Origin of the sequence: Micromonospora vinacea (genome assembly GCF_015751785.1) — a bacterium.
GTDB classification, from domain to species: Bacteria; Actinomycetota; Actinomycetes; order Mycobacteriales; family Micromonosporaceae; genus Micromonospora; species Micromonospora vinacea.
Map to the genome: position 1 here is coordinate 5,690,087 of NZ_JADOTY010000001.1, position 15,728 is coordinate 5,705,814.

A 15,728-nucleotide genomic window follows, 5' to 3' on the forward strand; every position below is an offset into this window, starting at 1 on the left:
GTGGACGGGACGGGGGTACCCAAAAGGCTCGGATAGGTAGCCGGCCCGCTACCTACGGCTCCCGCATCCAGGTCTTCGGATCGGTCACGAAGACACCCTTGCCCTGCTGCCGTCGAATCACCCGCAGCGCTTCCAACCGGGCGTAGGCCATCTGCACGGTCCCGTGGCTCACGTCGTAGCGAGCACGCAGCTCAACGATTGAGGGCAGCTTGTCCCCGGGCTTCAACTTTTTCGACCTGACGTCGGCGATCACATCATCGGCGATGCGCCAGTAATCCGGCACTTCTCGCATGGCACTCCTCGCGTGGCAACCCGATTTGATCACACCGCGACGCACCTAACAAGCAACGTTGACTCATCTGACATGTCTAGCTATGTTGATTCCGAGCCGCTTCTCGCGTGGCAACGAGTTCGGCTCATCCCCTGGTCGGGGCGGGTGCGTGTGCCCGTCCCGACCCACCGGACTGCTCTGCTGTCGCACCGCTGAACTGGGCTGCGGTGGCGGAGCGGGCGGGTCGCCCGCGGCCCCCGCGCGGACGGCCCGCCCTTCCAGACCCACCACAAGGACCTTCCGCGCTCCCGCCTGCCCTCAGAGAGGACCGTCGTGGCTCAGGTGTATCGAGGTGGCCAGCCCTACCCCGCCGGCTACCCAGGCCGGCTGACGCCGCACGAGGTGCGGACCCGCGAGTTCGCCGCGCGTCGGCGCGGCGTCGACCCCGATGAGGTACGCGAGTTCCAGGCCCGGGTGGCCAACGAACTAGCCATGCTCAACGAGACGGTACGGCTGCTCAGCCAGGAGAACGACCGGATCAAGCGGGCTTTGCGTGACTGGCAGGCCATGCACACGCGGGAGTGCCCGCCGCCGCAGGAGCGCCACCACAACTCCGGCCACTGGTGACCGCGCGTCCCTCCCCGGCGACCTGCTCGTCATCGACGGCCGGGCCTCGGTGCAGTTCGCCGGGGATCGTGCCCTGACCTTCCGCGTTGTCTCAGTCTGCGACCGGCCGACGTACGAAGGTTGGGTCTGGTTGACGGGCTACGTCCTCAACCGCCGAGGCAACGCGATCGCCAAGCGCGAGGTCTTTGTTCAACTCGCCGGCCTTCGTCCCGCTCCCGTGCCCGCCGCACCCGCTTCGAGATGGCAGGGCCGCCGAGGCGCTCGTTGACCTACACCACCCACGTGCTTCTCAACTCACTCACGGATGTCTCAACATTTGGTGTCACTGGGCAGTTGCTGGGCCCTTCCGCTGCCACCACGCCGTGAACAGAGTGACCACCTGCACCTTGACCTCCTCCGCGACGAGCCCTTGGCCGTCACCCATGAGCGGCACGAGGGCGTGCTGGTAGACGTCTCGATGCCGTTCGACCGATGGGCAGGCGAACACGGCCAACATCCGGAGGACGCGCACGGTGTCGGCACCCAGAAGAGGGAAGTGAGCTTCGACCAGCCGCGCCAGTGCCGACCACACTTTGTCGACGACGATATCGACAACGGCGTCCTTCACCTGCTTCGCGAGGCGGGACCTGAAGTGATTCGACAGCGCATCCTTGATGGCCTGCTTGGCCGCGTCGGCGACAAGACCGATCGCCTTGTTGGCCTTCCCAATCAACTGGATCAGCGCCACCAGCAGGCTGCACCAGCCGTGGCTGGCCAAATCCTTCTTGATCTCTCTGGCGGTTTGCTTATCGCCGACAAGGTTGTCGATGCCGTCCGAGATTTCATCCCCTGGCTTCCCCATGACCTCATCGGCGAGGATGTTCATCCGCCCGTTGTCGAAGGTCAGCGCCACCCTGTCGCTGACCTTGAAATCACGCGGACGCCTGTCCTCGGTCCCGGAACGGGGGTCCGTGTCCCATAGATGGTCGGCAAGCTCCAGACGAGCAAGGTCGACTGACTGCTGCCGATTGTTTGCGTTGAATCCCAGTCTCCCAGCAGAGTCTCTCGTGATCTTGTCCCTGAGCGTTCGTCGCCGCTCGTCTCGTACGGCCAGGGGATCGACGGCGAGGTCCGCCCATCCACCCCAACCATGCAGCGAGCCACCACAGCCGGAGCATTTGCAGCCCGGGTTCTGGGCATTCGCGCAATTCGGTCGATGCGTGTTCACAGCCATCCGCAGTCCGCCAATCGGCTCGCCGTCGCCTGGGGTGAAGCACCGATAACCCTAAGTACTTGGCTAGTCGCTGCCAATCCGGTGCTGTCGCTGAAGATCCGGCATTCCGTCGCTCCAGCGAGATTCCTTAGCTGCCAGACGGGCCTGCGCGCCGCCCGCATCCATTGATGGTGTCGGATTGCTGATGGACGTGGCCGAAACGATCTGCAGGCCCGATGGCGACAAGCTGGCCATGCTCAACGAGACGGTACGGCTGCTCAGCCAGGAGAACGACCGGATCAAGCGAGTGCTGAAGGACTGGCAAACCACGCAACACGGCTCGCCGCGCCGCACGCTCCAACCGTGCCTCACCCTATGCTCAGCGGCATGATCAGGCCCGCGCCACAACTGGCGACCGCTCGCGGCTGCATCCTGGGCCTGGTGCTGGGTGACGCCATCGGGGTGACGGGCGGCACGGTGCCGGCAAGCGGGCCATTACGCGCGACGAGCGCGGGCCAACTCGCCTGCTTCACCGTCGAAGGTCTGATCCGCGCTCACGTACGCGGCATGCACAAGGGACTGACCGACCCGCCCAGCATGGTCTGGTACGGCTACAGCCGATGGGCGGTGCTCCAGGGCATCACCGGTGTGAAGCCGGCACACGGAGGCGATCCGATGACAGGCTGGCTCGCCAAGGTCCCGGTGTTGCGGGAGCGACGGGGCTCCGCCCCCGCCACGGTCACCGCCCTACAGGGAGGAAGGGCCGGCACGCTGGAGCACCCCGGGGGCGCGAGCATCGGCGCACACGCCCTGACGCGCGCCCTCCCGGCGGGGCTTTGCACATGGTGGAATTCGCCTGGTGCGTTGGGCGCCAGCCTGGCAGCCCTCAGTCACGGTGGCACGGCAATGGTAGCGGCGGCGCTGGGCGCCACCATGATCCACCTGATCGGCCTGGGCAACGGTGTCGCCGGAGCCGCCATGAGGGCTCATCACATGCCGCACGGGAGTTGGTCCGGCACCAGCGCAGACACACTCGCGCCGGCGCTCGCCGCAGCCGACACCAAGCCGGCTCAGGCCGCCGAGCTGGTCCGGCTTGCCGCTGGCAACACCGCCCACAGCGCGCTGCTCGGGGGTGTTTACGTGGCGGTCTCCTTTCCTAATCGAGAGCAGGTGCGGGACGCGCTGCTATTCGCGTCATCCGTCGGCGCGAAGCACGCCGCAACGGTGGCCGGCGCCCTCCTGGGGGCCGCGCACGGCCCGGATGCCATCCCCGTCGACTGGCTGTCCCGGCTCGAACTGGCCTGGGTCGCCGACACTCTCGCCCGGGACTACGTGGCACAGGTCGAGCACAGCCCGTCCGGTGCCGAGTACGTCGAGGCGACCGACCCCCACTGGTGGAGCCGCTATCCCGGCGGCTGACGATCGGGGACGGCTGGCCGCCGCTGCGGGTGCACCGCGTTGCCGCTCAAGGCGGGCGCACCTACCACCACCTGGTGCGCGACCCGAAGCGCCGGCACCACAGTTCCGTACAGGTAGGGAACGCCGGTGAGCTGTCCCCACCGGTAGATGCCCCGGGCGGAGGGATTGGTGAAAGCCGCGACGAGGGCGTCAACGCCTGCGACTCGCGCCTGTTCGACGTGTGGGGCAACCTGACGACGCCGACTGATCAGCTCGGTGAGCACCCTGTTGACCTGGACGCCCTGCACGATGCACAGCGTCGGCTCCAGGATCTTGATCGTCGCTGCCAGATGCGGGAGACAATTCCGGCTCATGGTCGCGCTGCTCAACGACCTCTCTCCGTCGGCTGTGGCCGAGCAGAGCCGCAGATTCGCCATGGCGTACGCGTCGAAGAGATGCACGGGTTGCCGTGCACCGCCTATGTGGAGCTGCTCGCCCTCGCGATCGTCCCCCGGCTGCCGCCCCACAGCTAGCCGGAGCGCACTGGCGGTACCTCGCATGTGCGGATTCCGGCGGGTGAACGGCACGTCGGCGGATTCCATGACCTCGGCGTGGCGCTGTTCAAGAGTCACGTGCTCTCGCAGTCGCACCGTGTCCATCGCGATGACCAGGATTCGGCACGGTTTCCCGTCCAGCGTAAGGTCGTAATGACGGCCGACATGCGATAGCTGCCCAGCGCCGTAGGACACCTCGGGCCGAGGCTCCCCACGCCGGTCGAACAGGACACTCCGCCGGCAGCTGCCCAGCTTCCGGCAGATGCAATCGCCCGACGATCCGAGAACCTGCGCGCCCATGTACCGGCGCAGCCTTTCGACGCGCGTGGCCGTGGCGAGGGTGTCGCTTGCCGCAATCATGACGACACCTCGGAGGGGTTCAGACCGAGCACCACAATCCGTGGCGTGCGCTCCAAGCCGAGCAGGTCGCCGTGGTAGGGCTCAGGGAAGCCGTCGCGAGTTGTTTGGCCGGGACCGACGCGTCGCCGAGCGGAGGTCGTCATGACCGGAAGTTAGCGACGTGTCACTGGTCAAGCCAGTACTCAACGCGAAGAATCAACCTCGTGACCGAGAAGTTGCACCAGTTGGCGGCATTGCTGCAGGCTCGGGACGACCTGGACGCCAGGATCGCGGCGCTCACCGGGCGGTCAGCCCGGCCGGGTGACATCGGCGAGTTCATCGCCGCGCAGGTGTTCGACATCGAGCTGTCGGGTACGGCGGTCCAGGCTGGCTACGACGGGTTCTTCCGATCCGGTCCGCTTTCCGGTCGGACCGTCAACGTCAAGGCCTACGGCGACGTGTTCACCGGCATCGACATCAGCCCACACCTCTGCGACTTCTACCTCATCTTCAGCGGTCCGCCCCGATCACTCGGCGCGGTGCGGCACCACCGGTGGCAGATCTCCGCGGCGTACCTCTTCGACACGCCCCGCCTGCTCGAGACGTTGGCCAGTCGGGGCGTCAAGGTCGGCATCGCGACGAGCATTCGCCGGGCAGACCTCGACGGGGCTCTGATCTTCCCCGGCACCAACGGAACATCCCCGCTGCGTCTGACGCTCGAGCAGACGGCCCTGCTGAACCTGTTCGGCGCACACGTCACCTGATCCGTCGCGGTCGGGCGTCGCGAGCGGCGAACGCAATCTCCTCGACAAGTTCGCGCACACCCACTGGCCGTGGGACAGCCTGGTCGGTGCGTTCTCTCCGGGTCTAACCGCCGAAGCTCAGCGCCTGCCGCAGATCCACGTCCAGGCTCTCGTCGTACTGCGGATCGGGCTCAGCCCCAGCAGCGCTGAGGACGGTGCTGAAGAAGCATCTGGCGCCAACGGCGAGGATCACGCCGAAGATGTCCGCGTCATTGAGACCGTGACCGCGCAGGCCCGCGACGTCGGCTTCGGTGACGGAGTTCGCATCGGCCGCGACCTTTCCGGCGAAGTTGACTACTGCGACCTCCTGCGCGGAGAGACCGGCGCTGCCGTGGTCCGACGCGATGGCGGCGACGGTCGGCGCGTCGAAGAACTTGTCGCGTAGGACCTTTCCATGTGCCAGGCCGCAGTAGGAGGATTTCAGGGCCCGGGCCGCGGCGAGGGTCGCCAACTCATAGCGGCGCAGCTCCATCCCGGTCTTCACCGCACCGTTGAGCTGCTGCCATGCCAGGTACACCGCCGGGTTGTGGGCGAACAACCTGGTGTAGTTGGGCAGGTAGCCCATCGCCTTCGTGTCGGTATCGAACATCCGCTCGGTGTCCGGCGACTGCTCCGCCTGCTGCAGGAAACTCATCCGACTCCTCCCATGCTTGACCCGGGACGGTACGCCGTTGGGACTGCGGACGCTGTCGGGAAATCGGCCGCGCACGGGGTGCCGCCACTTGACCTCCCGGCAATCCAGTCGACCACGGCAACCGGTCAGGAGGCTGCCACCGTGCTGCGGTGGGCGTTGACGACCCAGGCGTCCGGTAGGGCGATCCACTCGTTGTCGCCCACCCGCACCACCACACCGTCCAGCTTGGGCAGCAGCGCCGGATCCTCCATCGGGCAGAGCAGCCACACATTCCCCGCCCCACCGCGCGCCGCGTCAGCCACCTCGTGCAGCCTCTCCATCGCCCGGTACCGAGCCAGCACCGCCGCATCGTGCAGCAGCACCGGCCCATCCCCGGCCGACAGCATGGCGCGCAGCGACGGCACGGTGAGTTGCCACGCCTGCTCGACGTACTCCCCCAGTTTGATCGCCGCCCGCGACCCCTCCTGGGCGATGTCCGCGCTGAGCACGGTCTCCCATGTCGGCTTCGGACGGGCGTCGACCAGGGCATGCAGGTGATTCAGGAAGCGTGCCGCCACGTTGATCGGCCGGGCGTCGAAGCGTCGCGCCAACTCCTCTCGGGCCAGGTGGTACCGGTTGAGGCGTACCGTCAGCGCCCGGAACCCACCCGCGGCCCGAGCGCCGGCCAGCCGCTCCTCGGCGCGCATCGCCGCCGCCAGTTCCGGAGACTCGGCCGTCCACCGGCTCGGCGTCGCGGTGACCGACGGACGCCGCTGGATGATCGACACCGAGGACGAGGCCGCGCGGGGCGGTGGCGAGACGTACCGGTCCCGGTCCCACCGCAGCTCGAAGCCAGCCTCGGCCAGTAGCCGATCCAGTTTGGGGTGGCCTGGCAGCGGGTCCAGCTCCGGGAAGCGCGCGGTGACCCGGTCGGCGACGTGCGTCGGGGTCAGCCCGCGCCGTCCGTCAGACGGGGTCGTCGGCGGCACCAGGCCGGCCTGGGCCAGCCGCAGCGCCCGCACCGGGTCGAGGTTGCGCGGGTAGAGCTCCAGCCGCGCGGTGGCGGCGGCCCGCTCGGAGGCCACTGCGGCGAGCAACACCCGCCGTCGTTCGTCGAACGCCTCGGCCGCCCCGCCGGGCACGGTCACGGCCGCGAGGGTACGCAGCACTGTTGCGGGGCTGGGTAGCACCTCACTCGCGGCGAGTTTGTCGGCGGCCTTGCCGAGCGCGTCGGCATAGTCGAGCAGCGCCGGCGCGGCCGGGGTTTCCGGCGCGTCGTCATCGCTGACCTCCAACGCCACCAGCAGCCGGTCGCCGCGCGGGTGAGGCTTGCCGTCGATGTCGGCGCGGGAGTGCCGGCGCAGCAACAGTCGCGGCTCGTCGGCGAGCGCGTCGACCTCCACGGCGGCACGCACCGCCGCGACGGCCACCGCGAGACGCAGCTCGTCCCCAGTGCGCACCGAGCCGCGGCTACTCAGCAGCGCCGCGGCCAGCTCGGCGACGCCCATGACCCGGCCGCCGTCGTGCAACAGCTCGATGATCTGAGTACGCACGCTGGCGACCACCGGGATCTCGTGCCAGCGCTTGCGTTGCTTGCCGAGGATCTGCGCGACCCGACCGGCGGTGACGCCCAGCGCGGAGGCCACCTGCGGCTGCTGCGGCCACAGCTGCAACGCCGGCAGCGCCCCTGACTCGTCGGGCAGGTGCAGCAGCAGCCGGGTGCCCTCGATCTCGGTGGCGTTGCGGCCATTCTTCGCCGGGACGAGCAGCGTGGCGATGGCGTCCAGGCCGACGCGTACCAGATCGGTGTCGCCGTGGCCGGCGGTGGTCTCGGTGGCCGCTTCTTCGCTGGCCGCCTTGCGGGCGGCGGGCGTGGTGGGCAGCGTTTCCCGCTCCCCCAGACGCTGCCGCCACTCCTTGACCCGGCGTTGCAGCTCCTGGCGGGTCTTCGCGCCTAGACCGGGCAGGTGGGCGAGCTTGTTGGAGACCGTGAGCAGCTCGCCGACGGTGGTGGCCTCCAGGCGGTGTGCGGCCGAGACCGCGCGTGGAGTGAGGCCGGCGGCCTCCAGGGCGGTTGCCCGGGTGGCCTTGCCGGCGGCCTCGTCGCGGGCCGCGGCGGCGACCTGCTCGTCCGGCTCGTCGACGTCCGGGTGCTCGGTGCCGACCGGGGTGCTCGCGTCCGAGCGGCGGAAGACGTCCTGCCAGGCGTCGCGCAGGTCCTTCAGCGACGCGTGGCGTCGACGGTGGTCGCGGTGCAGTGCCCGCTGAAAGAACTCCACGAGGCCGTCGCGGATCGCCGGGTCGAACGCCTCGGCGGCCAGCACCGGCGGACCGTCGGTGAGTTGCGGTTCGGTGCCGCCGTCGCCCCAGACGGGCAGCTCTCCGGACGCCATCTCGTGCAGGGTGACCGCGAGCGCGTACCACTCGGCGTGCTTGTCGTAGACGGGACGATTAGCAGCGCCGAGAAACGGGTCCAGATAGCGCGGAGTACCGGCGATGATCTCTTTGACCGAGACTCCGGCCAGGGAGAAGTCGAAGAGCACCAACTGCCTGGTGCGGTTGGGCCGGATCCGGATGGCGATGTTGTCCGGCTTGATATCGCGGTGATAGACGCCCTCGCCCTCCAGGTAGTCGAGGGCGCCAAAGAGGTAGTCGCTGTACGTCTCCAGCTCGTCAACCGTGAGCCGACCGTCGTCGCGCAGCTTGCGCGCCAGTGTGTGGTCGCCAGCGTGCTCAAGCACCACCACGGTGCGGTTGCCCAGTTGCAACGGCTCCGGTCGGGCCAGCCGGATCACCCGGGAGTCGGTGAGCGGGCTGAGCACCCGGGCCTCGTGGGCCAGCCGGGCGCCCTTCTCGTCGGAGAGCCCAACCTTCAGGACCTCTTCCCGCCGGGTGCGCTCGTTGAAGCCGAGGAACGCCCGACAGGTCGAACCGGTGCCGAGGCGGCGGACGATCTTCCACTCGCCGACTCGGTCGCCCCCACGCGCCTCCAGCGGGTCGGGTTGCTCGGGTGCCGGCTCCTCCGGGTGCACCGAACCCGGTGGTGGGCTGGTCAACTCGTCCTCGACGAGCTGGAGCATCTCGACGAAGTCGGCGACCGTGGTGAGCCGCTGGGCCGGGACAGGTGCGGTGGCGGCCTGGATCAACTCGTCGGCGAACTCGCTGATGCCGTCGGCAACAGCGGCGGCCCGCAGACCGTTGTCCCGAGCCAACCGGGCCAGCAGTTCGGGGCGCTTCGTGGCCGGTGGTTGACCGGTCAGGATCAGGTACGCCAGTGCGCCGAGGCCGAAGACATCCATCGCCACAGCGTCAGGAGTCGGCGCCGTCAACTCCGGAGCGAGGTACGCCTCGGCGGACCGCTCGATGTGTGCGGTCGCGTGCGAGGAGAGAGTCACTGGCTGGCCGCTGCTGCCGCCAGCGCTGTCCACGCCTCGGGTCGCCGCCTGCCAGTCACTGATCTGCAGCTGAGGCATCAGCCACGCTTCGTCGTCGCTGCCACCACGCCGCGCCCGGCCAGGGTTCACCAACACGCTGCGAGCAGAGAGCGCACGGTGGTGCAGCCGCCGACCGTGTGCGTACGCCACCGTCTCGGCAAGCTGGCGGATCATCGCGAGTCTGCTCAGCGCGTCGAGGCGGTCACCGTACTGGGCGATGTAATGGTCGAGACGCACCGACCGAGAGTCGTACCGGAAGATCAGCGCCGGGCCGGCCTCGTGCGACTCCATCGCGTCGACCTGCACGATGCCCGGGTGGTTGATGCCGTGCAGGGCCAGCATCTCGCGCTTGGCGGCACGTTCGATGCTGGCCCGTTCGGTCTGCACGGCGTTGCGCTCGACCAGGTAGATCCGCACCCGGCGCTGTTCGCGCTCCAGATCGCGGTGCCGCGCCTGGTGGTCCTGCCAGGTGGGGCCGACGTCGAACGGACGGGTCTCCAACTCCCACGCGCCGATCTGGCAGTGCCGGCGGCTACGGGCGATGCCCACGGCGTCGAGGAGGTCGGGCAACGCCGCCGACATCTCCTTAGTGACCCGCTGCCGTTCGTCCTGCGGTGGACGCTGCAGCAGCGAGGTGATCGCCGGCAACAGCCCCGGTTCGTGACCCGGGGCCGGCTCCGGACCGAAGATGCCGTGGAGATGATGCTCCGACAGCTCCACCTTCAGGCCAGGCTTGGACAGGAACACCGCCGCCTGCACGAAGGGGATCCTGACCGGCTGACCCTTGCGTCGCGAGGCGGCCACCTGGAGCAGCGACTTGAGCTTCTTGGCCTTGGCGTCGGCTAGATGCAGCGGGTTGTCGAAGGTGCGGGTGCCGTTCGGGCCCTGGAGGATCCAGTTGGAGCCGCTGGATCGCAGACGGCCGTTCAGGCTCTTGATCTCGATGAGGTAGAGGCCGCCGGGCGCGGCGACCAACAGGTCGACCTCGTAGGGGTGCCCGGTCTGGGCGGTGAAGGTGAAGTTCGACCAGGCGCGGTAGGGCTCACTGTCCGGCAGCAGCGCCTGGACGTGCGCCAGCGCCTCCCGCTCGTGCGCGAACTGCGACGGCGTGATCGTCGTCCAACGGCCCTCCTGCATTCCAGAGATCCTAGGGGCAGAGTGCCGAACCATCGGGGACCCACCTGCGCAATCAGAGCCTGGAGAGGATTTCTGCCTTCTTGGTCGTAAATTCGACCTCAGTCAGAATGCCTGCGTCACGCAGCTCGCCGAGTTGTCGGAGCTGCGCGATCGGGTCGACCCCAGTGGGTACTGGGGCGGGCGGCATCGCCGGCGCCATCGGCGGCAGGCCCGCGTAGTGATGGGTGTTCATCCGTTGCTGCTCGACAAGCCGAGCTGCCTGCGCCGTTTGGTTGATCACCGCAACAGCCGCACGCGGATCGGGAAGGTCTTCCAGAACTACCAGTTCCAAGCCGTTCGTCCGCTGCACCTTCACGACGACGCTCCCGACCCCACGCGCCTTCTGGGTGAGTGACTGCCGCAGATCGACATCGACGACGTGTGCGATTGGCACCTGCTGCGCGTTTGTCGAAAGGACTCCCCGCTCGAAATACAGCATGGTTGCTGTCAACTTGTACCGACCAGCGCCGATGCCGGTAAGCGGTTGACCGACAGCGGACCACAGCACACCCGGTTCGCCAGCGGGAGGCACCTGACGCGGCGGCGCGCTCGATGGCATGATCGGCGGGAGCGGGCCGGTCGCCTGCTGCACTTGCTGCACCTCGACCACGACAGGCACGGCCGTTTCACCGGAATGCCGAAGGGCGGGGAGGTTTGCGGACCCCTGCTGTGGTGTGCCGTCGATGAACAACTGCCAACCGGGCGGCGGCGCGGGCCACGACGGGTCAGGTTGCCAACCAGCCGGCGGAATCCAACCTTCGGGAGCGGCTGGCCAACCGGGCGGGGTATTGAAACGCATTACCATTCAGGTGCCTTATCTGGTGAATTACTGTGTAAATGCTGCGGAGAGCCTACCGGCAGTTCAGCGCCCACAGTTCACCGAAACGACCGTGCCGGGTAGTCCGAGTCGACTCAAGTTTTCGACGTATGCGGACAGTGGGCGCCGTTCGACCAGACTGATCTCTACCGGCAGCGCCGTGGACAGATCGCGAGATCCACCCCGGACACCGATACTCCGAGGGACCTCCGGTAGTAGCCGGTGCGCCCCGCTGATGACACGGGTCAGCATCTTGGGAACATCCGGTGACTCGGCGATCTACCGGGCGTATCAGTGCGGCGCGCCGCCCACGATGGACCCCGGCGCTGGCCTTCCCGTCCAGGCCCACATTTCCAGCGCATCCCGGTCGACGAGCGTGATGTTGAGCTGCCGGGCTATCTGAATTCCGTCGCCCGCGGTGAAGAAGCTGTTAGTCACGAGCATGCAGATCTCGCCACCGTGGATGTCTCGGCAGGTGCCGGCGAACCGCTGGATCGCGGCACTGCCCACCCGGTTGCTGGGGTTCTGCCGCTTGCACTGCACCACGACGCGTCGACCGTCGGGGGCGATCGCCAGGACGTCCGCTCCCCGGTCACCGGGGCCGCCGCACACTGTCACGTTCCGAAACCCGGACGCGACCAGGATCCGGGCGAACCACTGCTCGAACTCGGGGCCGCTCATCGTGTCGGTCACCGCGATCAGCCTGTCCCGCTGGGCCTGATCGGCCCGCTCGCGGGCACGCTGCTTCGAGATGAGAAGACCGATCGTGGCCGCCGCCATTACGACGAGGCTCACCAGGAGAGCGGACCAGTATGGATGCCGCTGCACGAAATCGATGACCATGCGGAGGAGCACGAAAGCGACGACGGCACACAGTGCCAGAGCCCAGCCGTTGGCAGATCTGCCGCCACCGGCCACGCGGCGGACCGTCGATCTGCGCCGAACGCTGCCCGTGCGCCGCCTTCGGTAGTGCGCTCGAACCCGCGCGCCACCCTTCCTGGTGTGGGACCTGACATACGGCACGAGGCACCTCCCCGGTCGAGGAAGCCCCAGTGTCGCGGTAGCGTGCGACAAACCCCCTGCACGACCGTCGACAGTGTCCGGTACCCGTCAGCCGCCGTTCCCACATAGGAGGGCCCGCGGCGGCCCCCGGCACCGCCGCACTCAGGCGGCGGGCACCTCAGACGCTGCGGTGGACCGGTCGACCAACGCCCTCCGCAGCGTCGCGGACTGCTCCACCGACCCCCCGCGCACCCCCAGACTGCGCCGGGCCGCCCGGTAGTACCCGTCGCGGGCCTCGTCGACGCGGGTCAGCATCTCCATCACGTCCGACGGCGGCTCGACGATTCCCCGGGCGAGCCGTTCGACCTGCCAGATCGCATCCCGCCAGGTGGCGGCGGCGGCAACCGTCGGCTGGTCGCCGAGCAGCAGCAGGTTCTCCCAGACGATGGTGCGCCGAGCGTCCGCCTCGGCCAGCCGGGCCAGCCCCTCCTCGCGGTCGATGGGGTGGCTCCGCGATCCCGGCCGGTGGTCGGCCGTCAGGCGCAGCGCCACCGCGTGGCTTTCCTTGAGGGCGTGCGCGTAGTCGACGTACGCGTCGAGCCGCCGCTCGTCCCAGCGGACGCTCTGGCTTCGCCGCCACCGCGCGCGGTCGGCGAGGGAGGTGGCGAGGATCGTGCCCAGGGTGCCAACCAGGACGCCGAGGAGCGCCGGAAGCTGCGTCAAAAGATCGCTCACGCGGTCGAGGCTGCCAGCCCCGGGCAACCCCGTCCGCTCCGGCCCGCGCCCACGGACTGCCCGATCCTGGCCTGAATGATCGGTGGCAGCTCAGTAACGACGGAGGAACGTGGCTCAGGACGGGACGTCGCGGTGGCGGAAGGCGGCCACGCCGACGGCGAGCAGGGCCGCGGCCACCGCCGCCAGCACCACCAGGGGAAGCGCCGTCGGGTCGACAGCGGGCACGGCCGGCACATGGGTGTACGGCGAGACGTTGAGCGCGGCCTGCGGCAGTTCCAGCACCGCGCCGAGCTGCCCGAGGAGCAGGAAGACCAGCAGCGCCGTCCAGGACAGCACCACCGACCAGCGGGGCAGTAGCCCGAAGATCGCGGTCACCACCCCGGCGATCACGAGCAGGGCGGGCAGGCGCAGCAGCGCGGCGCCCCCAAGCTCGACGGCCTGGCCGAGCGGGTCTCCCGTGACGATGCCGTAGCCGAGGCCGGTGGTCACGCCGGCGAGGAGCAGCAGGGCGACAGCGCCGAGCGTCGCGGCGAGCACCTGGGTGCCGAGCCAGCGGGTACGGCTGACCGCCGTGGCGAGGGCCGCCTCCAGCACCCCGTCGGCTTCGTCGGCGCGGACGCGGAGCAGGGCCTGCACGACGTACGCGCCGATGGTAAGGGCGAAGAGGCCGAGCATCGCGGCCAGGTACGCGTTGATCAGGTCGGCTCCGCCACCCATCGCGTTGATCGCTTCGGCGGCGGCCGGATTCGCGTCGATCATGTCGTCGAACTCGTCGGCGGCGACGCCCATGGAGAGGCCGAGCACCGCCACGCCGATCGCCCAGCCGAGCAGTGTGCCGCGCTGCATCCGCCAGGCCAACCCGGTGGGGCTGAGCAGCCGTGGCGCGCCGGTGGCCGGGCCGCGTCGGGGGGCGATCAGGCCGGCGCCCTGGTCGCGTCGCTCGGCGAGGGCGTACGCCAGCGCCACCCCGGCGAGCAGCAGTACGACGGGCAGGGCGAGCACCCACCAGCGTTCACCGTCGAAGGCTCGTACCTGGTTGCCCCAGCCGAGCGGGGAGATCCACGACGGCCAGGCGCTGCGTACCCGGGTGCCGTCGGCGCTCTGGTCGCCGAGCACGTCCCCGGCGGCGCGTAGCACGAAGGAGAGCCCGACGGTGGCGGCGGCGAGCGCGTTGGCGCCGCGTGCGGTGACGGAGAGCTGGGCGGTGACCGCGGCGATCGCGGTGAAGGCGACCCCGACTCCGCCGATTGCGGCCGCTGCCGCGACGGAGCCGGCGAGCGGTAGACCGGCGCCGACCAGGGCGACCGCGAGCAGGGCGGCGGCCACTGTGTTCGCCGCGACGATGACGAGCAGCGCGGCGGTGAGCGACGCGTACCGGCCGACCACGTTGGCGCCGAGCAGTTCGGCGCGGCCGGTCTCCTCGTTCTGCCGGGTGTGCCGGGTCACCGCGAAGGTGCTCAGCAGCGCGACGATCAGGGCCAGCGTCACGTACGTCTCGGCGACCACCACGGCACCGAGGTCGGTGCCGTGGATGGGGCCGTTGAAGGCGCGGGCGACCAGGCTGGATGCCGAGGTGGTGGCGTAACCCAGCCGGGCCTCCTGGTCCGGGTAGATGCCGGCGACGCTGCCGGCGAGGGCGTAGCCGAGCAGGGGTGTGCCGAGGATCCAGATGGCGAGGCGGATCCGGTCGCGGCGCAGCACGAGCCGGGCCAGCCGGGTCGTGCCGGTGAGGGCGTTCACCGGGCACCGCCCTGCGGGGCGTCAGCGTGCGCATCGGCGGCCGAGGTGCCAGCGGCCGGAGCGGCCGAGGCGCCAGCGGCGGGATCGTCCAAGGCGCCGGCGTCCGAGGCAGCGGCGGCCGGGTCGTCGCCGTAGTGGCGCAGGAAGAGCTGCTCCAGGGTGGGTGGCGTGCTGGTCAGCGCACGGACGCCGAAGCGGATGAGCTGGCCGAGCAGCTCGTCGAGGTGGGTGGGGTCGACCTCCAGGTGGGTACGACCGTCGACCTCGTGCACGTCGTGCACGCCGGGCAGCGCGTCCAGACCGGTGACCGGGCGGGCGGTCTCGACGGTCACCGCCGTGCGGGTGAGGTGGCGCAGCTCGGCGAGGGTGCCGGATTCGACGGTGCGGCCCTCGCGGATGATGCTGACTCGGTCGCAGAGCGCCTCGACCTCGGCGAGCACGTGGCTGGAGAGCAGCACTGTGGCGCCGGCCTGCTTGACCCGCCGGACCTCGTCCTGGAACACCGCCTCCATGAGGGGGTCGAGGCCGGAGGTCGGCTCGTCGAGCACGTACAGCTCCACCGGGGAGGAGAAGGCGGCGACGATGGCCACCTTCTGTCGGTTGCCCTTGGAGTAGGTGCGGCAGCGGCGGGTCGGGTCCAGGTCGAAGCGGTGCAGCAGCTCGTCGCGGCGACGCCGGTCGAGGCCACCGCGCAGTTGACCGAGCAGGTCGATGGCTTCCCCGCCGGTGAGGTTGGGCCAGAGGCTGACGTCACCCGGCACGTACGCCAGTCGGCGGTGCAGGCGGACCGCGTCGCGCCACGGGTCGGCGCCGAGCACCTGGGCGTCGCCGGAGTCGCGGCGGAGCAACCCGAGCAGGATCCGGATGGTGGTGGACTTTCCGGAGCCGTTGGGCCCGAGGAAGCCGTGCACCTCCCCCTGCTCGACGTTCAGGTCCAGCCCGTCGAGTGCCCGGATGGCGCCGAACGTCTTGACCAGGTTGCCGATCGAGATGACGGGCATGACCCCTCCTGCCGTTGGCTGCGTCG

At 69.4% G+C, this 15,728-nt stretch carries 14 protein-coding genes; 4 read left to right on the forward strand and 10 right to left on the reverse strand.

Annotated elements, in window-relative coordinates; translation table 11 throughout:
* Positions 1–52 precede the first annotated feature (52 nt).
* Entirely contained in the window at positions 53–292 is a 240-nt protein-coding gene (locus IW249_RS26805; protein WP_089020718.1) for a winged helix-turn-helix domain-containing protein, read from the reverse strand.
* A gap of 312 nt (positions 293–604) precedes the next feature.
* On the opposite strand from IW249_RS26805, the gene IW249_RS26810 reads away from it, so the two are divergent.
* On the forward strand, positions 605–898 hold the full coding sequence (locus tag IW249_RS26810) for a DivIVA domain-containing protein (protein WP_372433004.1): 294 nt from the start codon (positions 605–607) through the stop codon (positions 896–898).
* 322 nt (positions 899–1,220) lie between these two features.
* Here IW249_RS26810 and IW249_RS34470 read toward each other — a convergent pair whose 3' ends face one another.
* Positions 1,221–1,790, reverse strand: a complete 570-nt coding sequence (locus tag IW249_RS34470) for a hypothetical protein (RefSeq protein WP_231392665.1) — start codon at positions 1,788–1,790, stop codon at positions 1,221–1,223.
* Between the two features lie 499 nt (positions 1,791–2,289).
* Here IW249_RS34470 and IW249_RS26820 point away from each other — a divergent pair, with 499 nt between their 5' ends.
* Together IW249_RS26820 and IW249_RS26825 are read left to right on the forward strand one after the other, a co-directional pair.
* Positions 2,290–2,481, forward strand: coding sequence for a hypothetical protein (locus tag IW249_RS26820; RefSeq protein WP_196923290.1), 192 nt, complete (start codon positions 2,290–2,292; stop codon positions 2,479–2,481).
* Positions 2,478–3,509: an ADP-ribosylglycohydrolase family protein gene (locus IW249_RS26825; RefSeq protein ID WP_196923291.1), complete on the forward strand. Its 1,032-nt coding sequence runs from the start codon at positions 2,478–2,480 to the stop codon at positions 3,507–3,509. The genes IW249_RS26820 and IW249_RS26825 overlap by 4 nt, the downstream gene beginning before the upstream one ends.
* Here the strand turns inward: IW249_RS26825 and IW249_RS26830 are convergent.
* Positions 3,494–4,402 carry a hypothetical protein gene (locus IW249_RS26830; protein WP_196923292.1) on the reverse strand — a complete coding sequence of 303 codons (909 nt, stop codon included), beginning with the start codon at positions 4,400–4,402 and terminating at the stop codon, positions 3,494–3,496. The two genes, IW249_RS26825 and IW249_RS26830, sit on opposite strands and share 16 nt — an antisense overlap.
* Before the next feature lie 203 nt (positions 4,403–4,605).
* Between IW249_RS26830 and IW249_RS26835 the strand changes: the two genes are divergently transcribed.
* Positions 4,606–5,145, forward strand: a complete 540-nt coding sequence (locus IW249_RS26835; RefSeq protein WP_196923293.1) for a hypothetical protein — start codon at positions 4,606–4,608, stop codon at positions 5,143–5,145.
* A 103-nt stretch (positions 5,146–5,248) separates the two neighbouring features.
* Here the strand turns inward: IW249_RS26835 and IW249_RS26840 are convergent, their stop codons facing one another.
* From IW249_RS26840 to IW249_RS26870, 7 genes are all read right to left on the reverse strand, one after another.
* Entirely contained in the window at positions 5,249–5,818 is a 570-nt protein-coding gene (locus IW249_RS26840; RefSeq protein ID WP_231392666.1) for a carboxymuconolactone decarboxylase family protein, read from the reverse strand.
* Positions 5,819–5,943: 125 nt separating this feature from the next.
* Positions 5,944–10,368 carry a BREX system serine/threonine kinase PglW gene (pglW, locus tag IW249_RS26845; protein WP_196923294.1) on the reverse strand — a complete coding sequence of 1,475 codons (4,425 nt, stop codon included), beginning with the start codon at positions 10,366–10,368 and terminating at the stop codon, positions 5,944–5,946.
* Between the two features lie 52 nt (positions 10,369–10,420).
* Positions 10,421–11,017: an SHOCT domain-containing protein gene (locus tag IW249_RS26850; protein WP_196923295.1), complete on the reverse strand. Its 597-nt coding sequence runs from the start codon at positions 11,015–11,017 to the stop codon at positions 10,421–10,423.
* Positions 11,018–11,515: 498 nt separating this feature from the next.
* Positions 11,516–12,142: a restriction endonuclease gene (locus tag IW249_RS35075; RefSeq protein ID WP_196923296.1), complete on the reverse strand. Its 627-nt coding sequence runs from the start codon at positions 12,140–12,142 to the stop codon at positions 11,516–11,518.
* A gap of 246 nt (positions 12,143–12,388) precedes the next feature.
* A complete protein-coding gene (locus IW249_RS26860) occupies positions 12,389–12,961 on the reverse strand; it encodes a hypothetical protein (protein WP_196923297.1) in 573 nt (190 codons plus the stop codon).
* Between the two features lie 114 nt (positions 12,962–13,075).
* Positions 13,076–14,701: an ABC transporter permease gene (locus IW249_RS26865; RefSeq protein WP_196923298.1), complete on the reverse strand. Its 1,626-nt coding sequence runs from the start codon at positions 14,699–14,701 to the stop codon at positions 13,076–13,078.
* A complete protein-coding gene (locus tag IW249_RS26870) occupies positions 14,698–15,702 on the reverse strand; it encodes an ABC transporter ATP-binding protein (protein WP_196923299.1) in 1,005 nt (334 codons plus the stop codon). Before IW249_RS26870 ends, IW249_RS26865 begins: the two co-directional genes overlap by 4 nt.
* Between the last annotated feature and the right edge of the window lie 26 nt (positions 15,703–15,728).

What these genes read in the sequence shown, in the direction of transcription:
- IW249_RS26805 (WP_089020718.1), bottom strand. Translation starts at nt 292, where the DNA reads ATGCGAGAAGTGCCGGATTACTGGCGCATCGCCGATGATGTGATCGCC.
- IW249_RS26825 (WP_196923291.1), top strand. Translation starts at nt 2,478, where the DNA reads ATGATCAGGCCCGCGCCACAACTGGCGACCGCTCGCGGCTGCATCCTG.
- IW249_RS26830 (WP_196923292.1), bottom strand. Translation starts at nt 4,402, where the DNA reads ATGATTGCGGCAAGCGACACCCTCGCCACGGCCACGCGCGTCGAAAGG.
- IW249_RS26840 (WP_231392666.1), bottom strand. Translation starts at nt 5,818, where the DNA reads ATGAGTTTCCTGCAGCAGGCGGAGCAGTCGCCGGACACCGAGCGGATG.
- pglW (WP_196923294.1), bottom strand. Translation starts at nt 10,368, where the DNA reads ATGCAGGAGGGCCGTTGGACGACGATCACGCCGTCGCAGTTCGCGCAC.
- IW249_RS26870 (WP_196923299.1), bottom strand. Translation starts at nt 15,702, where the DNA reads ATGCCCGTCATCTCGATCGGCAACCTGGTCAAGACGTTCGGCGCCATC.